The sequence below is a fragment of the Streptococcus parasanguinis genome, assembly GCF_001074805.1.
GTDB classification, from domain to species: Bacteria; Bacillota; Bacilli; order Lactobacillales; family Streptococcaceae; genus Streptococcus; species Streptococcus parasanguinis_A.
On record NZ_JUPI01000086.1, the window covers coordinates 1 to 14,278 of the forward strand.

Sequence of the window (14,278 nt, forward strand, 5' to 3'; positions counted from 1 at the left end):
CAACCGCTTCCGTTATTATAGTCCTGAGACTGGGCAATATATTAGCCATGACCCGATAGGGTTGTTGGGGGGACTTAATCCGTATGGGTATGTGGGAATACCGACGGCGTTTGTAGATCCGTTGGGGTTGGCGGGGTGTCCACATAATAATGATAGAAATTCAAATGCTGAAAGTGCTGCTAATGGTGCAAAATTACGTGAACATCTGAGACAACAGGAGAAGTATGGTCAAGGAGGAATGAAAGAATTGCCAGATGGAAGAATTAGATATTATGGTGAATTGAGAGAGGCGAGAACTCCAGGTCAAATGGCAGGTATGCGCCCAGTGCGAGAATGGAATCCAGAAACTGGACAAAAACGAACATGGATGGAAACAATTGACCATAATGGTAATGTTCGTCAGGTAAGACCTCAAGAAAGTATTACTAATGGATAAAAAATACATTATCGATTTGATAAAGACGGAAACTATATTGGTACCAAAGAAGGTATAACCAGAAGAGATGTAAAACCTAAATAGGAGTTTATATGATAAATGTAACTGAAGAAATAATGAAATTAGTTGAATTAGTATTAAATAATAAAGAATCTAGAGAAAAAGTTTCTCAAAGGGCCTCTAGTTTAATTGAAAATATAGAGGCCAATGATCTTAAAGTTGAACCTGATGTTTTTTCTTTCTTGCAATATATTGAAGGCTATGATACACCTGATTTTGATAGAGAGTATTTATTTAGTCTTGATGATTTTAAAATTGAATTTAATAAGATTAAAAGTAAGTTTTAATCTTCAAGTGAAGATAGTATATGGATGAAGGTTATGATTAATGATGCAGTTATAAAATATAAGAGATGAAGACAACTTATTTTATTTATCGAGATAGTAATGCTACAGAAAAGGCAAAGTGATGGAGTTGAGTTTTGTAAAATACCGGAGTTCTATGATGATCAGATCTATTTTTATTGCGATGAATATATGCTTTTTTGGACATCTATTGAAGATGTAGGTGATTTGAATAAAGCTAGAGATTTTAAACTAAAAGACAACATAGTACCAGCAACGCTAGAAGAGATTAGTGATGAAGGATTGATTGGCTACATAGATACAGTGAAACAATACAATATTGAGAATGGTAAAGTTGTAGGGATAACCTATATCCATTTAGATTCCTAGTAAACTGTAATGAACAACTCTTAACATCTTATGAAAGAGCAGGTAATGAAATGAAAGAGGCCAAAGAACTCTTCGAAAAAAATGGCTTTTCGCGACTAAGGCGAACTAATAACTATTATAAAATTGATCATGATTTTTACACGGTCATCTATTTTCAACGAAAATCAGATGGGACTGCCTATTTCGTGAATGTTGGCCTTCATCCCCTCTTTCTGGAATCGGGACTGTTAGAAGAAGTGGATTGTGCTTTAAGAACTCGATTAGGTTCTATCGATCATAGAAATGGTATGGAACAAGCTGAATTGGAAAAGGCTGTCCAAGAGGCCATCGATTTTACTGCTCAGTATTCATCGTATCCTACCGTATTTTCGAGCATAGATCCCGAGAAGGATCTTGAGAAGGATTGGTTGTTAAAACAATTCTCTATTACCAAAGTGAACTTATGCAGATTGTATGTTGAATATTATGATGCCATCGATTCTAAGAAGCTAGCTTTAGATTTTGCAAACTATGGCTTATCTATTACACCTAAGATTGCCTCTGTACCTAAAAACTTCTTTAAAACCTATATTCGTTTGGGAGAAATAATCAAAACTACTTATTAGGGTGGAATGAAAGTGCTGATTGACTGGTCAACATCCTGACGAAAGGAATCGGTAGGAGAAAATATATACATCTTAATGAACAAATCTAAGACCTTTATAATAATCTAGGGCTGGCGTTCAATGTCAATCTTGTACCAAAAGGAAATAAGAAATGAAGAACTATTTACTGGACGAAAGGCTATTTCAGTATCCTGAATCGTTTAAAAAATTGATCGAACTCAATTTAGTTGATTTTGATTGTTGGTATCTGTTGGATTCAGAATGGGCCCTGTCTTTGTATGAGGGATTGCAGGAAAGGTACCCAACCCGAAAGTTGATTCCATTTGCTAAAAGAGGAGATTGTGATGATACAGCTTGTTTTGAAATAGGAAAGGGCAATAAGGTCCAACTCATTCATGATTTTGCTGCCGAAGGATGGGAGCAACGAAAAGAATTTAACGATTTTTGGGAATGGGTGGAATACGCAATCAAATGCATGATAGAGTATAACAAAGAGAATGGGATTGAATAATCGCAAGCTCTTTTCTAGGGACGAAGGAACTCGTCTCTAATGATTTACAAGGCGAGGAGAACAAATGGAAATGCTCAGCCAATTATTAAATGAGATTGAAAAATGTCTCCAACAGCTAGATCATTCTTGTGTAGACCATCTAAATCCGGGACTATCTTCTCAAAAAATTCAAGAATTATTTGAGAAAATCCCATTGCATCCAACTCAGGACTTGCGTGCTCTTTATACTTGGAGAAACGGATCAAAAGATTGTGAGGGAATCACACTTGGTGAGCTAGCATTTTTTCCTGGCTTCTATTTGATGTCTCTGGAAGAAAGTATCCAGACCTACTTAGAACTAAGAGAAACGGATGCTTGGGGCAAGTCTTGGTTTCCAATTTTTGCCAGCGGTGGTGGAGATTTTTATGCCATGAACTTGGCTCCAGAAGCTCAGGGACAAATTCTTGGTTTTTATGTATTTGAAGAAGAGACCCAGGTCGAATACCAGTCATTGAAATCTATGCTTGCAACCCTTAAAGCATGTTATGAACAAGGCATTATTTTCCGGAATGAACAAGGCTACTTGGATATGGATTATAGAAAGCATGCTGAGATAGCGCATGACATAAATCCAGAGGTGAAGATATGGCTTGAATTCTTAAAGGAGACGGAAGAGGAATAACCAAGGAGAGAAAAATGGCAGTAGTGACTGTATTAAAAAAGATCATTAAACTCTATGAGGAAACAACGTTTATTCCCCAACCAGTGAGTTTTTCAAACGAAAAATTAAGGATCCAGTCCTCAGATTTGACAGGAGAATTACTTGATTATTATCAACATATAGTGTTCAATGAGGATTTATTTTTTGCTAATCGAAATTTTAATATCATTTTGTTGGCATTACATTCTCCTGCAAGGACAGTCGAATGTTGGGCCTTACAAGATATTCTTCAGTTTAGTGAAGGGCAATACCAGATATTCGCTACTACAGATACAGATGATATTCTTTTCTGTGATATGAAAGATGACAGTTCTCCAGTTTACGCGGGCAGTCCTGGAGATCCTAATTTCTACAAACTAAGCGAAAGTTTGACAGAGTTTTTTGAGTTCTATTTCGCTTTTTCAAATTTTTGGAAACAAAGAGAAGATGTCCCTCTGGAGGAATATATTGTAGGGACAGGTGACTTGATAGAGCGCTACCTTTCCCCAGACGTCCAAGCGACAGCGAAAGAATATCTACTTCGGTAAGATTGACTTGAAAAAGCATTTCTCAGTAACAAAAGGTGAATTGGATAGGAGAAAAGAAATGAATGTGAAAGGACTCATCGAAGAGGTTGAAAATGATCTTGAGTTAGTATCGTATTTAAACCGGATCCCCAAAAAGAATAAGAAGACCCAAGCTAGCTATCTCGAATCACTGAATCATCTGGCCTATTTACTTTATCTGGATGGTCAAGAGGAAATGGCTAAGGAATTATTAGATAGGATTATACAGATTCCATTTGAAGGGAATTATAACACTTGGACCTTTGTTGATGGCTCTCTGGTTTTATTGGCTTATCTGGAAAGAGAGGTAGAAAATCAGGTACTCGTCTATAAAAAGTTTCTTTTATCTCCATTAGAACAAGGGGAGGAATCCACTCAAAAAATTAGAAGGAGAGTTCATCAGAGATTTTTGAATTGTGATAGCTTGGAGCAAAAGCTTGCAAAAATCGAGCAAGCTTCAAGTCCTGAATCGGAAATGGAACGCCGTTTGCTATACTTGACAGATCTATTGAAGATTCACCTTTTTATTGCTGAGTCAACTTGTGAAGAGACAGATATCCAAGCAAAAATAGAAGAGAATATGGAGATACTAAAGAAGTATATCAAGGAGCATGAAATCTATAGCCTCGTTCCTTTTAAAGGATAAGGTGAGTTAGCAATCTTGGACTTTTAGAAAGAGTAGAATATGGAAATCAAAAAACACTTTGGTGTCTATGGCGTTTGCTATGAGAATGGGAAATTGCTTTGCATTGAGAAAACGAGAGGACCTTATCAACATCGTTTTGATCTACCGGGTGGTAGTCAGGAACTCGGTGAGGGGTTGACAGAAACCCTCAAGAGAGAAGTTCTGGAAGAGACGGGCTATACGCTTAGCCGTTACTTAAATCCTAGGATTTATGACGTGCTGGTTCAAGAAGAAGGGAAAGACTTCGCAGTACACCATATTATGGCCTTTTATGATGTAGTGCTCGATTTCGAGCGCTCTCAAAAATCCCTTCCTCAGGAGGTTCTTGATGGAAGTAATGATTCAGCAAATGTCATTTGGCTGAATTTGGAAGAAATTACCGAAGAAAATGCCTCGCCTTTAGTATTAAAAGTGAAGGCAGAGTTACGAGGAATTCCTGAATTAGAACTGACAAGCTATAAGAATTGGAAGGTGAAATAGAGGGATAATGGAACTATTTAAAACATGGAAGAAATATATGGTTCTCTATGGTCTTAACTCTCAAATCGGGACTGTTTATCGAAACAGTGATAGGACAACGATTTTTTATGATATTGGGAATTTTCTATACCTAGCAGGGGAGTTAGATTCCAGATTTTGGGAAGATTTTGTTAGGCAATATGGTTTAGATTATAAGATTATTATTTCAGAAGACACTAAGTGGCAAGATTTTCTGCATCAGCAAGTTGGGTTAATTTCTTTTACTCGCTATTCTTTTAAAGATAAGGCAAATTTTCAAGTTGAATTTCTAAATGATCTAGTTAGTCAGTTAGAGAAAGGTTGCAATATTGTACCTATTGATAATCGTATTTATAACTGCCTTTCTGAGGAAGAATGGTCACAAGATTTACAGGGGGATTTTGAGTCCTACCAGGATTTTGCTTTAAAAGGTGGATTTGGCTTTGTGATTCTTAAAAATAATGAAGTGATTGCTGGGATTTCCTCAGGGTTAGTTTACCGTGAAGCAGTTGAAGTGGAAGTTGCAACTAGACCAAACGAACAAGGAAATGGATTTGCCAAAAAGCTTGGTGCTGCAATGATTCTAGAGAGTTTAAATAGAGATATGTTTCCACTTTGGGATGCTCATAACGAGGCTTCCAAAAAAGTAGCAGAATTTTTAGGATATGAGTTAGTTGAACCTTATGAAGCTTTTGAACTAGAGGAAAGTGTCATATAATGATATCTGATATTGTATCTTTTAAGACGAGGTGAATGAACATGCAAAATCAACTAGCTCTTAGTGGCGAAAAAATTGTTGAGAAAGTTTATCCCCATTTATTGCACCACGTCGGCTTGATTCGTGGGGAATACTTGTTGAGAGAACTAAACCAAAACATACTATTACCAAATTGTCAGCAATTTGTGAAAGATTATCTAGACACTATTTGTCATTTGTACTCAGATGAAGAAGTCTGGTATCGCTTTTCAGAGTTAACAAATGCAGAAGCAAATAGTCTAGACGGGACTAAAGAGTATTTTGACGAACGCCACCCCTTATTTGGATACAGAGGTATCAGGCGTTTGTTGGCATGTCCAGATGAATTTCAGGCTGAGACAAATGTTGTTACAGAAGTTTTTCAAACCAATCCCAATCTGTCTGTTATTTTTCCTTTTGTCAATGATGCCGAACAATTAAAACAAGCTATTACAGTATTGCGTCAGTATGGTTATACCGGGAAAGTAAGCACGATGATTGAATTACCATCAGCTTATTTTGACTTGGACAGAATACTGGAAACTGGTATTTCAAAGATTGTAGTTGGAATGAATGATTTAACTTCTTTTATTTTTGCGACTGTGAGAAACAGTCAATGGCATGATATGGAAAGTCCAATTATGTTAGATATGTTGAGACAGATGCAGGATAAAGCAAGGAAGAACAAGATTGATTTTGCTGTAGCAGGCTATCTGAATACTTCTTTCATACAAAAAATGAATCAGATGGGTATCGAATGTATTCTCCATTACAGCTCTATTCCAGAGATTTTTGATTTAGAAATTGACCATCCAGACCATCTTAAACATATAAAAGAAGAAAGTGAAAAATTACAAAGGAGAACCCATGACACCGCAAGAAATGTGGAATGCATACAAGAAAATCAATCCCTCTATCGGTGATGAGATAGATGCCTGGGCTTTTGGAGTGGAACCAGACCTTTTAGCAGATTTGGTGCTTAAAGGCGAAAAAACAGCAACCGCCTCTGCCTACGATCTTTACGCCGTAGAGGACGAACCCCTTCCCCAAGAAGGGACCTTTGATGTCGTTTTAGACAGTAATGATCAAGCTGTCTGCATTATTGAAATTACAAAGGTTTCTGTTCAGCCTTTCAAACAGGTTTCTGCTGACCATGCCTTCAAGGAAGGTGAAGGAGACAAATCTCTGGCTTATTGGCGTCAGGTTCATGAAGACTTTTTCAAAGACTGCTTTGGAGAAGCAGGTCTGACGTTTACACCTGACAGCAAGGTGGTTTTAGAAGAATTTTGCAAGGTTTATCCATTATAGAACGAGGCTGGGCAAAAACTGTCCAGCCTTCGATGTTTAATAGGAATAACTGTATGACGCAGTGGTTGATTGCTCAAAGCACTGCTTTTAGGTGGTGGATAGGACTTGCGAAGCAAGGTTCCTAATTATTTGTTCGCTACTTAGCTCCAAAGATGACCTATGAAGATGGAAAACAATGTTTTCTTTATCTGCAACCTCCAACAGTCTCCCAGACTGTTGGAGCTGTGCGGGGGTGGGAAAATTGAAAAGGTTTGGGGAACCTTTTCAACTTTTGTTTAATTTGTCGAAATTCTTTCCCGCTCCCTTTGATTCTGGTCTTATTTTCCAAAAGGGCTAAAAAATGGTATAATGTAAGCGATATTGTACAGAAAAGAGAAATGTTATGCCAAATTATGCCATTATTTTAGCAGCGGGGAAAGGTACCCGTATGAAATCAGATCTGCCCAAGGTTCTCCATAAGGTTGCAGGGATCTCTATGTTGGAGCATGTTTTCCGTAGTGTTGGAGCCATCTCACCAGAAAAGACTGTAACAGTTGTGGGCCACAAGGCGGAATTGGTAGAGCAAGTCTTAGCGGGACAAACAGAGTTTGTCAAACAAACCGAACAATTGGGAACTGGTCATGCGGTAATGATGGCAGAGCCAGTCTTGAAAGGTCTTGAAGGGCATACCCTCGTCATTGCAGGAGACACTCCTTTGATTACGGGTGACAGTCTCAAACACTTGATCGACTTCCATATCAACCACAAGAATGTGGCAACGATTTTGACAGCCGAAGCAGCCAATCCATTTGGCTATGGCCGGATTGTTCGTAATGACAATGCGGAAGTACTTCGCATTGTCGAGCAAAAAGATGCGACAGATTTTGAAAAACAAATCAAAGAAATCAATACAGGGACTTATGTCTTTGACAATGCTCGCCTATTTGAAGCTTTGAAGAATATCAATACCAACAATGCCCAAGGTGAATACTATATCACAGATGTGATTGGGATTTTCCGAGAAGCAGGAGAGAAAGTTGGAGCCTATACGCTCAAAGATTTTGATGAAAGTCTCGGGGTTAACGACCGCGTGGCCCTTGCGACAGCAGAAGGCATCATGCGTCGTCGCATTAACCAAGCCCACATGGTCAATGGGGTGAGCTTTGTCAATCCAGATGCGGCCTATATCGATATCGATGTTGAGATCGCACCAGAAGTGCAAATCGAAGCCAATGTTACCCTAAAAGGCCACACAAAAATTGGGGCTGAGACAGTTTTAACCAACGGAACCTATATTGTGGACAGTGAAATTGGGGCTGGTGCTGTTATTACCAACTCTATGATTGAAGAGAGCACGGTAGCCGATGGCGTAACGGTAGGACCATACGCTCATATTCGTCCAGGATCTAGCCTCGCCAAAGATGTCCATATCGGGAACTTTGTCGAAGTCAAAGGTTCGTCTATTGGCGAAAATACCAAAGCAGGTCATTTGACCTACATCGGTAACTGCCAAGTCGGCAGCAACGTCAACTTTGGTGCAGGAACCATCACAGTGAATTATGATGGCCAACACAAGTTTAAAACGACGATTGGAAACAATGTCTTTGTCGGATCCAATTCGACGATCATTGCTCCAGTTGAATTAGGCGACAATTCCTTAGTCGGTGCTGGATCAACCATTACCAAGGATGTACCAGCTGATGCGATTGCGATTGGTCGTGGCCGTCAAGTGAATAAAGAAGAGTATGCCCTTCGCTTGCCACACCATCCTAAAAATAAATAGGAGATTCTCATGCAATTTGAAGAAAAAACCATTGAGCGCAAGGAGATTTATCAGGGACCGATTTTCCAAGTGGTCACTGATCAAGTAGAACTACCCGCTGGAAAAGGCCAAGCGCAGCGTGATTTAATCTTCCATAACGGAGCAGTAGCGGTTTTGCCGATCACAGAAGATGGGAAAACGATCTTGGTCAAGCAGTACCGCAAGGCGATTGAAAGGACCTCGGTGGAGATTCCAGCAGGGAAGTTAGAAAAGGGAGAAAATGCAGATCCCCAAGCAGCTGCTCTGCGTGAATTGGAAGAAGAAATTGGCTACACAGCGGATCTAGAGTTGTTGTATGATTTTTATTCAGCCATTGGATTTTGTAATGAGCGGATCAAACTTTATGGTGCGACCAACTTGAAAAAGGTGGAAAATCCACGTCCACAAGATGCGGATGAGACCTTAGAGTTATTAGAAGTAACCTTGAAGGAAGCGAAAGATTTGATCCAAACTGGTGAAATTTGTGATGCCAAGACCATCATGGCTATCCAATATTGGGACTTAATCAATAAATAGAGGAGGATCCGATGGGAAAACCTTTATTAACCGATGAAATGATTGAACGAGCAAGTCGAGGTGAGGACATCACTGGTCCTAATATGGTCGATGCTGAAGAGACGAAAATTATTCGGACAGACCACAGAGGATTTGGCTATGAACGTCCTATGAGAGAGAGTCGTATGGAGCGTCCACAAGAGCGTTATTCTCAGGATACTGTGCAGATCCAAGTGGAGCCCACAGTGACCAAGAGTCGTCGCATTGAAGAACGCAAACAAAGTGTGGTCCAATCCAAACTCAATAAGATTTTGTTCTGGATCATTGTGCTCCTCATTGTTTTAATTATTGCTATTTGGCGTCTATAAGGTCGTTACAAGGAGAGAAATGACATGAAAATTGGAATTATCGCAGCCATGCCCCAGGAGTTGAAGATCTTGGTTGAAGCCCTTGAAAATGGGGAAAAGCATCTGCGTCTTGGAAAAGTCTACTATACAGGATCGATTGGTCGCCATGAGGTCGTTTTGGTTGAAAGTGGCATCGGGAAAGTCATGTCTGCCATGAGTGTAGCGGTTCTAGCCAATGATTTCAAAGTGGAAGCCATTATCAATACCGGATCTGCAGGAGCAGTTGCACCGGGAATGGCTGTTGGGGATATTGTCCTTGCCGACAAACTGGCCTATCATGATGTGGATGTGACAGCCTTTGGCTACAAGTATGGTCAAATGGCAGGTCAACCGCTTTACTTTGAATCCAGTCGCTATTTCGTATCAGAAATGAAAAAAGTTCTGGAAGAAGAAGCTGCAACCACACATGTGGGCCTGATTACAACAGGAGATAGCTTTATCGCGAGTGAAGAAAAAGTTGCAGCGATTCGGGAGCAGTTCCCAGAAGTATTAGCAGTTGAGATGGAAGGGGCAGCCATTGCCCAAGCCGCTCATGCAGCTGGACGTCCCTTTATGGTTATTCGAGCTATGAGTGATACAGCAGATCACGCAGCCAATCTCTCTTTTGATGAATTTATCGTTCAGGCTGGCGAACGCTCTGCTCAAACCCTGATTACCTTCTTAAAGAGATTGGTGTAAAACAAAAAATAGATAGAAGTGGGATTGGATGAATTTTTTTACAATTCGTTTTGTCCCTCTTCTTTTTTTGAAGCTGATTTTTTCAGAAATAGGGTGCTTTCATGCTATAATAAGGACTAGTAGTGGAAAGGAGAAATGATGGTTTTATCAAAAAAACGGGCACGTCATGTGATTGAAGAAATTATCGCCCTTTTTCCAGATGCTAAACCGAGTCTGGATTTTCGTAATCATTTTGAATTATTAGTGGCAGTCATGCTCTCTGCTCAGACGACTGATGCGGCTGTTAATAAAGCGACACCAGGTTTGTTTGCGGCTTTTCCAACCCCACAAGCCATGGCAGCAGCCAGTGAAGCAACTATCGCCAAGCATATTTCTAAATTAGGTCTCTATCGAAATAAGGCCAAATTTCTCAAAAAATGTGCCCAACAATTGCTAGACAACTTTGATGGGCAGGTGCCTCAGACTCGTGAAGAGTTAGAAAGCCTGGCAGGAGTAGGACGGAAAACAGCTAATGTCGTCATGAGTGTAGGATTTGGGATTCCAGCCTTTGCTGTCGATACCCATGTGGAGCGGATCTGCAAGCACCATGATATTGTCAAGAAATCAGCGACGCCATTGGAAGTTGAAAAGCGGGTCATGGATGTTCTGCCAAAGAGCGAATGGCTGGCGGCTCACCAAGCCATGATTTACTTTGGACGGGCCATCTGCCATCCTAAAAATCCTGAATGTGACCAGTATCCACAACTCTATCATTTTGATTAGGAATCAGTTCCTCTGCTCGAAAGTGCAGAGGTTCTTTTTTGTGATGAAACGAATATTTATTAAAAGGATTGAAAGGTGATTTCTTTGTTGGATCTGGTGGTAGGTGCCTAGACTCCCCTATCCGGCTTCTTTGAGATCGATTTCAAAATGCTTTTTCTTTATATCTTATTATATTCATTCAGAAATAACGAACTTTTTTAAAATAAATTTGGTTTTTTTAAAGAAATAGTGTATAATGGTAGAAAATCTAACATAAGGAGATAGTGATGAAAGCAAAAAAACTGTTAGCTCTTGCAGGAGTTTCTGTTGCAGGTGCCTTTCTCTTAGCAGCGTGTGGCGGTGGTAGTAGCAATCAAGCAACCTACTCATTCGTCTATTCAGCAGATCCAAATACCTTGGATTACATCGCTGCAACTCGTACAACGACTTCAGATGTCACAAGTAACCTTGTAGATGGTCTTCTTGAAAATGACCAATACGGAAACTTTGTGCCAAGTCTAGCAGAAGATTGGACTGTCTCTGAAGATGGATTAACCTATACTTACAAACTTCGTAAGGATGCCAAATGGTATACGAGTGAGGGTGAGGAATATGGTGATGTAACGGCTCAAGACTTTGTTACAGGGATCAAACACGCGGTTGAGTCAAAATCAGAAGGTCTCTTCTTGATTCAAAATTCGATCAAAGGTTTGGATGCCTACGTAAAAGGGGAAACCAAAGACTTTAACACGGTTGGAGTCAAAGCTTTAGATGACCACACCATCCAATATACCTTGGTCCGTCCAGAAAGCTTCTGGAACTCCAAAACAACTTCAGGCGTTCTTTTCCCAGTCAATGCTAAGTTCTTGGAATCTCAAGGAAAAGATTTTGGTTCTTTGAAACCTAGCAGCATCTTATACAATGGTCCATATTACTTGAAATCATTGACTTCAAAATCTGAGATTGAATTGGTCAAGAACAAAGACTATTACGATGCGAAAAATGTTCATATCGACAATGTCAAATTGACCTTTAATGATGGATCAAACCCAGATGCAATCATTAAAAACTTTGAAAAAGGTCAATACTCCTTTGCCTCTGTTATGCCAAACAGTTCGACGTATAAGAGCGTCAAGAAAAACTTTGGCGACAACATTGTCTACGGGTTGCAATTGGGAACATCATACTACCTTGGATTCAACTTGGACCGTCAAAAGTATGACCACACAGCCAAAACAACGGATGAACAAAAGGCTTCTACTAAGAAAGCAATTCTGAACAAGGACTTCCGTCAAGCGGTGAACTTTGCCTTTGACCGCAAATCATATGCGGCACAAGTATCTGGATCTGATGCGGCTGAAAATACCCTTCGTAGCACTTTGGTGCCACCAACTTATGTCCAAGTCAATGGAGAAGATTTTGGTAAAGTCGTTGAAAAACAATTGGTTACCTATGGGGATCAATGGAAGGGTGTGAGCCTGGACGATGGCCAAACAAGCCTCTACAATCCAGAAAAAGCTAAAGCTTCATTTGCGAAAGCCAAAGCTGAATTGCAAAAACAAGGCGTTCAATTCCCAATTCATTTGGACTACATTGTTAGCCAAGTGGACAACAGCATGGTCCAACAAGCTAGCTCCTTCAAACAATCTGTAGAGTCAGCGCTTGGTGCAGACAATGTCGTTGTGGACCTTCAAAAGGTATCGGATGATGATTTCCAAAATATCACCTACTTCAGCGATACAGCGGCTGCGAGAGATTACGATATCTCAGGCGGTGGTTGGGCTCCTGACTACCAAGACCCATCGACTTATCTTGAAAGTATCAGCCCAGTAAATGGTTCTGTCTTCTACTATCTTGGTATTGATGCAGGTTCAAACAATCCAGCCATTGCAACAGTTGGTTTGGATCAATACGCTAACATGTTGAAAGACGCCGATGCTGAATTGTTGGATCAAGCAAAACGCTATGAAAAATATGCAGCAGCGCAAGCATGGTTGACAGATAGCTCGATTACGCTTCCAACTGTTTCAAATGGTGGTGCTCCAATGCTTCAACGGACCGTACCATACAGCCGTGCTGCTTCATGGGTTGGTACAAAAGGAACAGGAACCTTCTACAAATACCTTGAAATGTCCAAAGATGTTGTCACCACAAAAGACTTTAACAAGGCCAAAGAAGAATGGTTGAAGAAAAAAGCAGAATCCAATAAAAAAGCCCAAGAAGATCTTAAAGATCACATCGAAAAGAAAAAATAAAAAAATCAATCATTGTTCCATCAATGAGGATAAAAAAAGTCGGAGCCGTCATGTGAGGGCTCCGGTTTTTTTATGTCTCGAAAGTCAGTCTGTCTCATTCTTTAAGATGAAAGATAAATAAATCACCTGATATTGAACTGTACTCACAAAAATATATTTTTGGGTATGGCTCATAGACGGGTGATCATCATTCTATTCACTAAATCTTAAAAAATAGCCATCTGGATCTAAAACTGCAAATTCATGAGGATAGATATAATGGTCGCCAACAAGAAATTCTCTTTTGTTGTACCCTATGCTTTTTAGCGAAAACGTTTCCTATTTAAATAAACTCTAAAAAATGATAAAATATTTGTAAGTCAACCACTTAAGGAGGTTAAGCATTGTGAAAAACAAAATCTTATTAGGTTCTATGACGCTCCTATCTGCATTTATACTAGCAGCATGCGGAAATAGAGAAAAGAAAACAAACGAAACTACAGCAGCACCAACAACTGAAGTCACTAAAGAAACTACGGATGCACCAACGACAACAACTCAAACAACAACTCCTGGGTCTTCTTCTGGGGCAAAAGAAATATCCCTTGCAGATACTCAACGTATCGGAAATGAAAAATTTGGTTATATCAATATCCCTAAAGATTGGGTCGTATACAATGACAAAACTCAAAGTAGCCAAACGCTCAAATATTCATCACCAGACAAACACAATGCGTTAATAATGGGCTCAAACACTAAAGATACTGTTGAACTTGGCCCCAACGAAACCTTTGACGCAGAGTTATTTGCGAACCGTTTATATAGCTCATTCGGAAAACACAAAAATCGAACTAGTATAGAAGGTGTAAAAGCTATATTTGCCGGTGGGGACGCTTTCTTAATAAAAGTAACAGTTAAAGATGGGAGTACTTTATACGTATGGGTATTCCAAAAAGGAGATAAAGTATACACAATCATAATCCAAGGTTCAGAAGATATGATTAAATCCTTAAGACCTGTTCTCGAGCAATCTTGGGGATTAGATCCAAATATTCCTGGGAAATAATCCCCAAAAGACTAAAAGAGAGTGGGACAGAAATTGGTAATTCGTTAGAATTCGATTTCGTTGTCCCACCTCCGCACAGTTGAGTAGGGCTGTAAAAG

The 14,278-nt window shown here is 39.7% G+C and carries 19 protein-coding genes and 1 pseudogene; 19 read left to right on the forward strand and 1 reads right to left on the reverse strand.

All coding sequences use genetic code 11. The annotated features are described in order from the left end of the window. The 18 genes from ADI76_RS11585 to ADI76_RS06015 all read left to right on the forward strand — a co-directional run. Window positions 1–436 (forward strand): RHS repeat-associated core domain-containing protein (locus tag ADI76_RS11585; protein WP_049515111.1); only part of this gene is annotated, 436 nt, incomplete at its 5' end. Window positions 437–528: 92 nt separating this feature from the next. Further along, window positions 529–783, forward strand: coding sequence for a hypothetical protein (locus tag ADI76_RS05935; protein ID WP_049515112.1), 255 nt, complete (start codon window positions 529–531; stop codon window positions 781–783). 99 nt (window positions 784–882) lie between these two features. Next, complete coding sequence (locus ADI76_RS05940; protein WP_239683621.1) at window positions 883–1,170, forward strand: hypothetical protein; 288 nt, start codon at window positions 883–885, stop codon at window positions 1,168–1,170. A 50-nt stretch (window positions 1,171–1,220) separates the two neighbouring features. Further along, on the forward strand, window positions 1,221–1,775 hold the full coding sequence (locus ADI76_RS05945) for a DUF4304 domain-containing protein (protein WP_049515113.1): 555 nt from the start codon (window positions 1,221–1,223) through the stop codon (window positions 1,773–1,775). A 151-nt stretch (window positions 1,776–1,926) separates the two neighbouring features. Continuing rightward, a complete protein-coding gene (locus ADI76_RS05950) occupies window positions 1,927–2,286 on the forward strand; it encodes a hypothetical protein (protein ID WP_049515114.1) in 360 nt (119 codons plus the stop codon). 70 nt (window positions 2,287–2,356) lie between these two features. Further along, window positions 2,357–2,947 (forward strand): SMI1/KNR4 family protein, encoded by a 591-nt coding sequence (locus ADI76_RS05955; RefSeq protein ID WP_239683622.1) that lies wholly within the window; start codon window positions 2,357–2,359, stop codon window positions 2,945–2,947. A gap of 14 nt (window positions 2,948–2,961) precedes the next feature. Beyond that, a complete protein-coding gene (locus tag ADI76_RS05960) occupies window positions 2,962–3,513 on the forward strand; it encodes a hypothetical protein (RefSeq protein WP_239683623.1) in 552 nt (183 codons plus the stop codon). A 58-nt stretch (window positions 3,514–3,571) separates the two neighbouring features. Then, window positions 3,572–4,177, forward strand: coding sequence for a DUF6707 family protein (locus ADI76_RS05965; RefSeq protein WP_049515117.1), 606 nt, complete (start codon window positions 3,572–3,574; stop codon window positions 4,175–4,177). Between the two features lie 39 nt (window positions 4,178–4,216). After that, window positions 4,217–4,696 (forward strand): NUDIX hydrolase, encoded by a 480-nt coding sequence (locus tag ADI76_RS05970; protein WP_049515118.1) that lies wholly within the window; start codon window positions 4,217–4,219, stop codon window positions 4,694–4,696. A 7-nt stretch (window positions 4,697–4,703) separates the two neighbouring features. Then, a complete protein-coding gene (locus tag ADI76_RS05975) occupies window positions 4,704–5,432 on the forward strand; it encodes a GNAT family N-acetyltransferase (protein WP_049515119.1) in 729 nt (242 codons plus the stop codon). Between the two features lie 41 nt (window positions 5,433–5,473). Beyond that, window positions 5,474–6,373, forward strand: a complete 900-nt coding sequence (locus ADI76_RS05980; RefSeq protein WP_049515120.1) for a putative PEP-binding protein — start codon at window positions 5,474–5,476, stop codon at window positions 6,371–6,373. Further along, the gene (locus ADI76_RS05985; protein ID WP_049515121.1) at window positions 6,318–6,758 is read left to right on the forward strand and encodes an ASCH domain-containing protein; all 441 of its coding nucleotides are present in this window, start codon (window positions 6,318–6,320) and stop codon (window positions 6,756–6,758) included. Before ADI76_RS05980 ends, ADI76_RS05985 begins: the two co-directional genes overlap by 56 nt. A gap of 382 nt (window positions 6,759–7,140) precedes the next feature. Further along, the gene (gene glmU / locus ADI76_RS05990) at window positions 7,141–8,520 is read left to right on the forward strand and encodes a bifunctional UDP-N-acetylglucosamine diphosphorylase/glucosamine-1-phosphate N-acetyltransferase GlmU (RefSeq protein WP_049515122.1); all 1,380 of its coding nucleotides are present in this window, start codon (window positions 7,141–7,143) and stop codon (window positions 8,518–8,520) included. A 9-nt stretch (window positions 8,521–8,529) separates the two neighbouring features. Beyond that, entirely contained in the window at window positions 8,530–9,075 is a 546-nt protein-coding gene (locus ADI76_RS05995; protein ID WP_049483428.1) for an NUDIX hydrolase, read from the forward strand. A gap of 11 nt (window positions 9,076–9,086) precedes the next feature. Continuing rightward, window positions 9,087–9,422 (forward strand): cell wall synthase accessory phosphoprotein MacP, encoded by a 336-nt coding sequence (gene macP / locus ADI76_RS06000; RefSeq protein WP_049515123.1) that lies wholly within the window; start codon window positions 9,087–9,089, stop codon window positions 9,420–9,422. 24 nt (window positions 9,423–9,446) lie between these two features. Next, window positions 9,447–10,139, forward strand: a complete 693-nt coding sequence (locus ADI76_RS06005; RefSeq protein ID WP_049515124.1) for a 5'-methylthioadenosine/adenosylhomocysteine nucleosidase — start codon at window positions 9,447–9,449, stop codon at window positions 10,137–10,139. Window positions 10,140–10,277: 138 nt separating this feature from the next. Continuing rightward, the gene (gene nth / locus ADI76_RS06010) at window positions 10,278–10,901 is read left to right on the forward strand and encodes an endonuclease III (RefSeq protein ID WP_049515125.1); all 624 of its coding nucleotides are present in this window, start codon (window positions 10,278–10,280) and stop codon (window positions 10,899–10,901) included. A 266-nt stretch (window positions 10,902–11,167) separates the two neighbouring features. Then, window positions 11,168–13,135 carry a peptide ABC transporter substrate-binding protein gene (locus ADI76_RS06015; protein WP_049515126.1) on the forward strand — a complete coding sequence of 656 codons (1,968 nt, stop codon included), beginning with the start codon at window positions 11,168–11,170 and terminating at the stop codon, window positions 13,133–13,135. 192 nt (window positions 13,136–13,327) lie between these two features. On the opposite strand, the pseudogene ADI76_RS10950 reads toward ADI76_RS06015, so the two are convergent. Next, window positions 13,328–13,420 (reverse strand): annotated as a pseudogene (locus tag ADI76_RS10950) (VOC family protein); the annotation flags it as partial. A gap of 100 nt (window positions 13,421–13,520) precedes the next feature. On the opposite strand from ADI76_RS10950, the gene ADI76_RS06020 reads away from it, so the two are divergent. Then, window positions 13,521–14,180, forward strand: coding sequence for a hypothetical protein (locus ADI76_RS06020; protein WP_049515127.1), 660 nt, complete (start codon window positions 13,521–13,523; stop codon window positions 14,178–14,180). Window positions 14,181–14,278: the final 98 nt, after the last annotated feature.

Bases quoted from the DNA above. Each gene is read 5' to 3' on its own strand.
- ADI76_RS05955 (WP_239683622.1), top strand. From the start codon at position 2,357: ATGCTCAGCCAATTATTAAATGAGATTGAAAAATGTCTCCAACAGCTA.
- ADI76_RS05965 (WP_049515117.1), top strand. From the start codon at position 3,572: ATGAATGTGAAAGGACTCATCGAAGAGGTTGAAAATGATCTTGAGTTA.
- ADI76_RS05995 (WP_049483428.1), top strand. From the start codon at position 8,530: ATGCAATTTGAAGAAAAAACCATTGAGCGCAAGGAGATTTATCAGGGA.
- ADI76_RS06015 (WP_049515126.1), top strand. From the start codon at position 11,168: ATGAAAGCAAAAAAACTGTTAGCTCTTGCAGGAGTTTCTGTTGCAGGT.
- nth (WP_049515125.1), top strand. From the start codon at position 10,278: ATGGTTTTATCAAAAAAACGGGCACGTCATGTGATTGAAGAAATTATC.
- ADI76_RS05935 (WP_049515112.1), top strand. From the start codon at position 529: ATGATAAATGTAACTGAAGAAATAATGAAATTAGTTGAATTAGTATTA.
- ADI76_RS05940 (WP_239683621.1), top strand. From the start codon at position 883: ATGCTACAGAAAAGGCAAAGTGATGGAGTTGAGTTTTGTAAAATACCG.
- ADI76_RS05970 (WP_049515118.1), top strand. From the start codon at position 4,217: ATGGAAATCAAAAAACACTTTGGTGTCTATGGCGTTTGCTATGAGAAT.
- ADI76_RS05945 (WP_049515113.1), top strand. From the start codon at position 1,221: ATGAAAGAGGCCAAAGAACTCTTCGAAAAAAATGGCTTTTCGCGACTA.
- ADI76_RS05950 (WP_049515114.1), top strand. From the start codon at position 1,927: ATGAAGAACTATTTACTGGACGAAAGGCTATTTCAGTATCCTGAATCG.
- ADI76_RS05960 (WP_239683623.1), top strand. From the start codon at position 2,962: ATGGCAGTAGTGACTGTATTAAAAAAGATCATTAAACTCTATGAGGAA.
- macP (WP_049515123.1), top strand. From the start codon at position 9,087: ATGGGAAAACCTTTATTAACCGATGAAATGATTGAACGAGCAAGTCGA.
- ADI76_RS05975 (WP_049515119.1), top strand. From the start codon at position 4,704: ATGGAACTATTTAAAACATGGAAGAAATATATGGTTCTCTATGGTCTT.
- glmU (WP_049515122.1), top strand. From the start codon at position 7,141: ATGCCAAATTATGCCATTATTTTAGCAGCGGGGAAAGGTACCCGTATG.
- ADI76_RS05985 (WP_049515121.1), top strand. From the start codon at position 6,318: ATGACACCGCAAGAAATGTGGAATGCATACAAGAAAATCAATCCCTCT.
- ADI76_RS06005 (WP_049515124.1), top strand. From the start codon at position 9,447: ATGAAAATTGGAATTATCGCAGCCATGCCCCAGGAGTTGAAGATCTTG.
- ADI76_RS05980 (WP_049515120.1), top strand. From the start codon at position 5,474: ATGCAAAATCAACTAGCTCTTAGTGGCGAAAAAATTGTTGAGAAAGTT.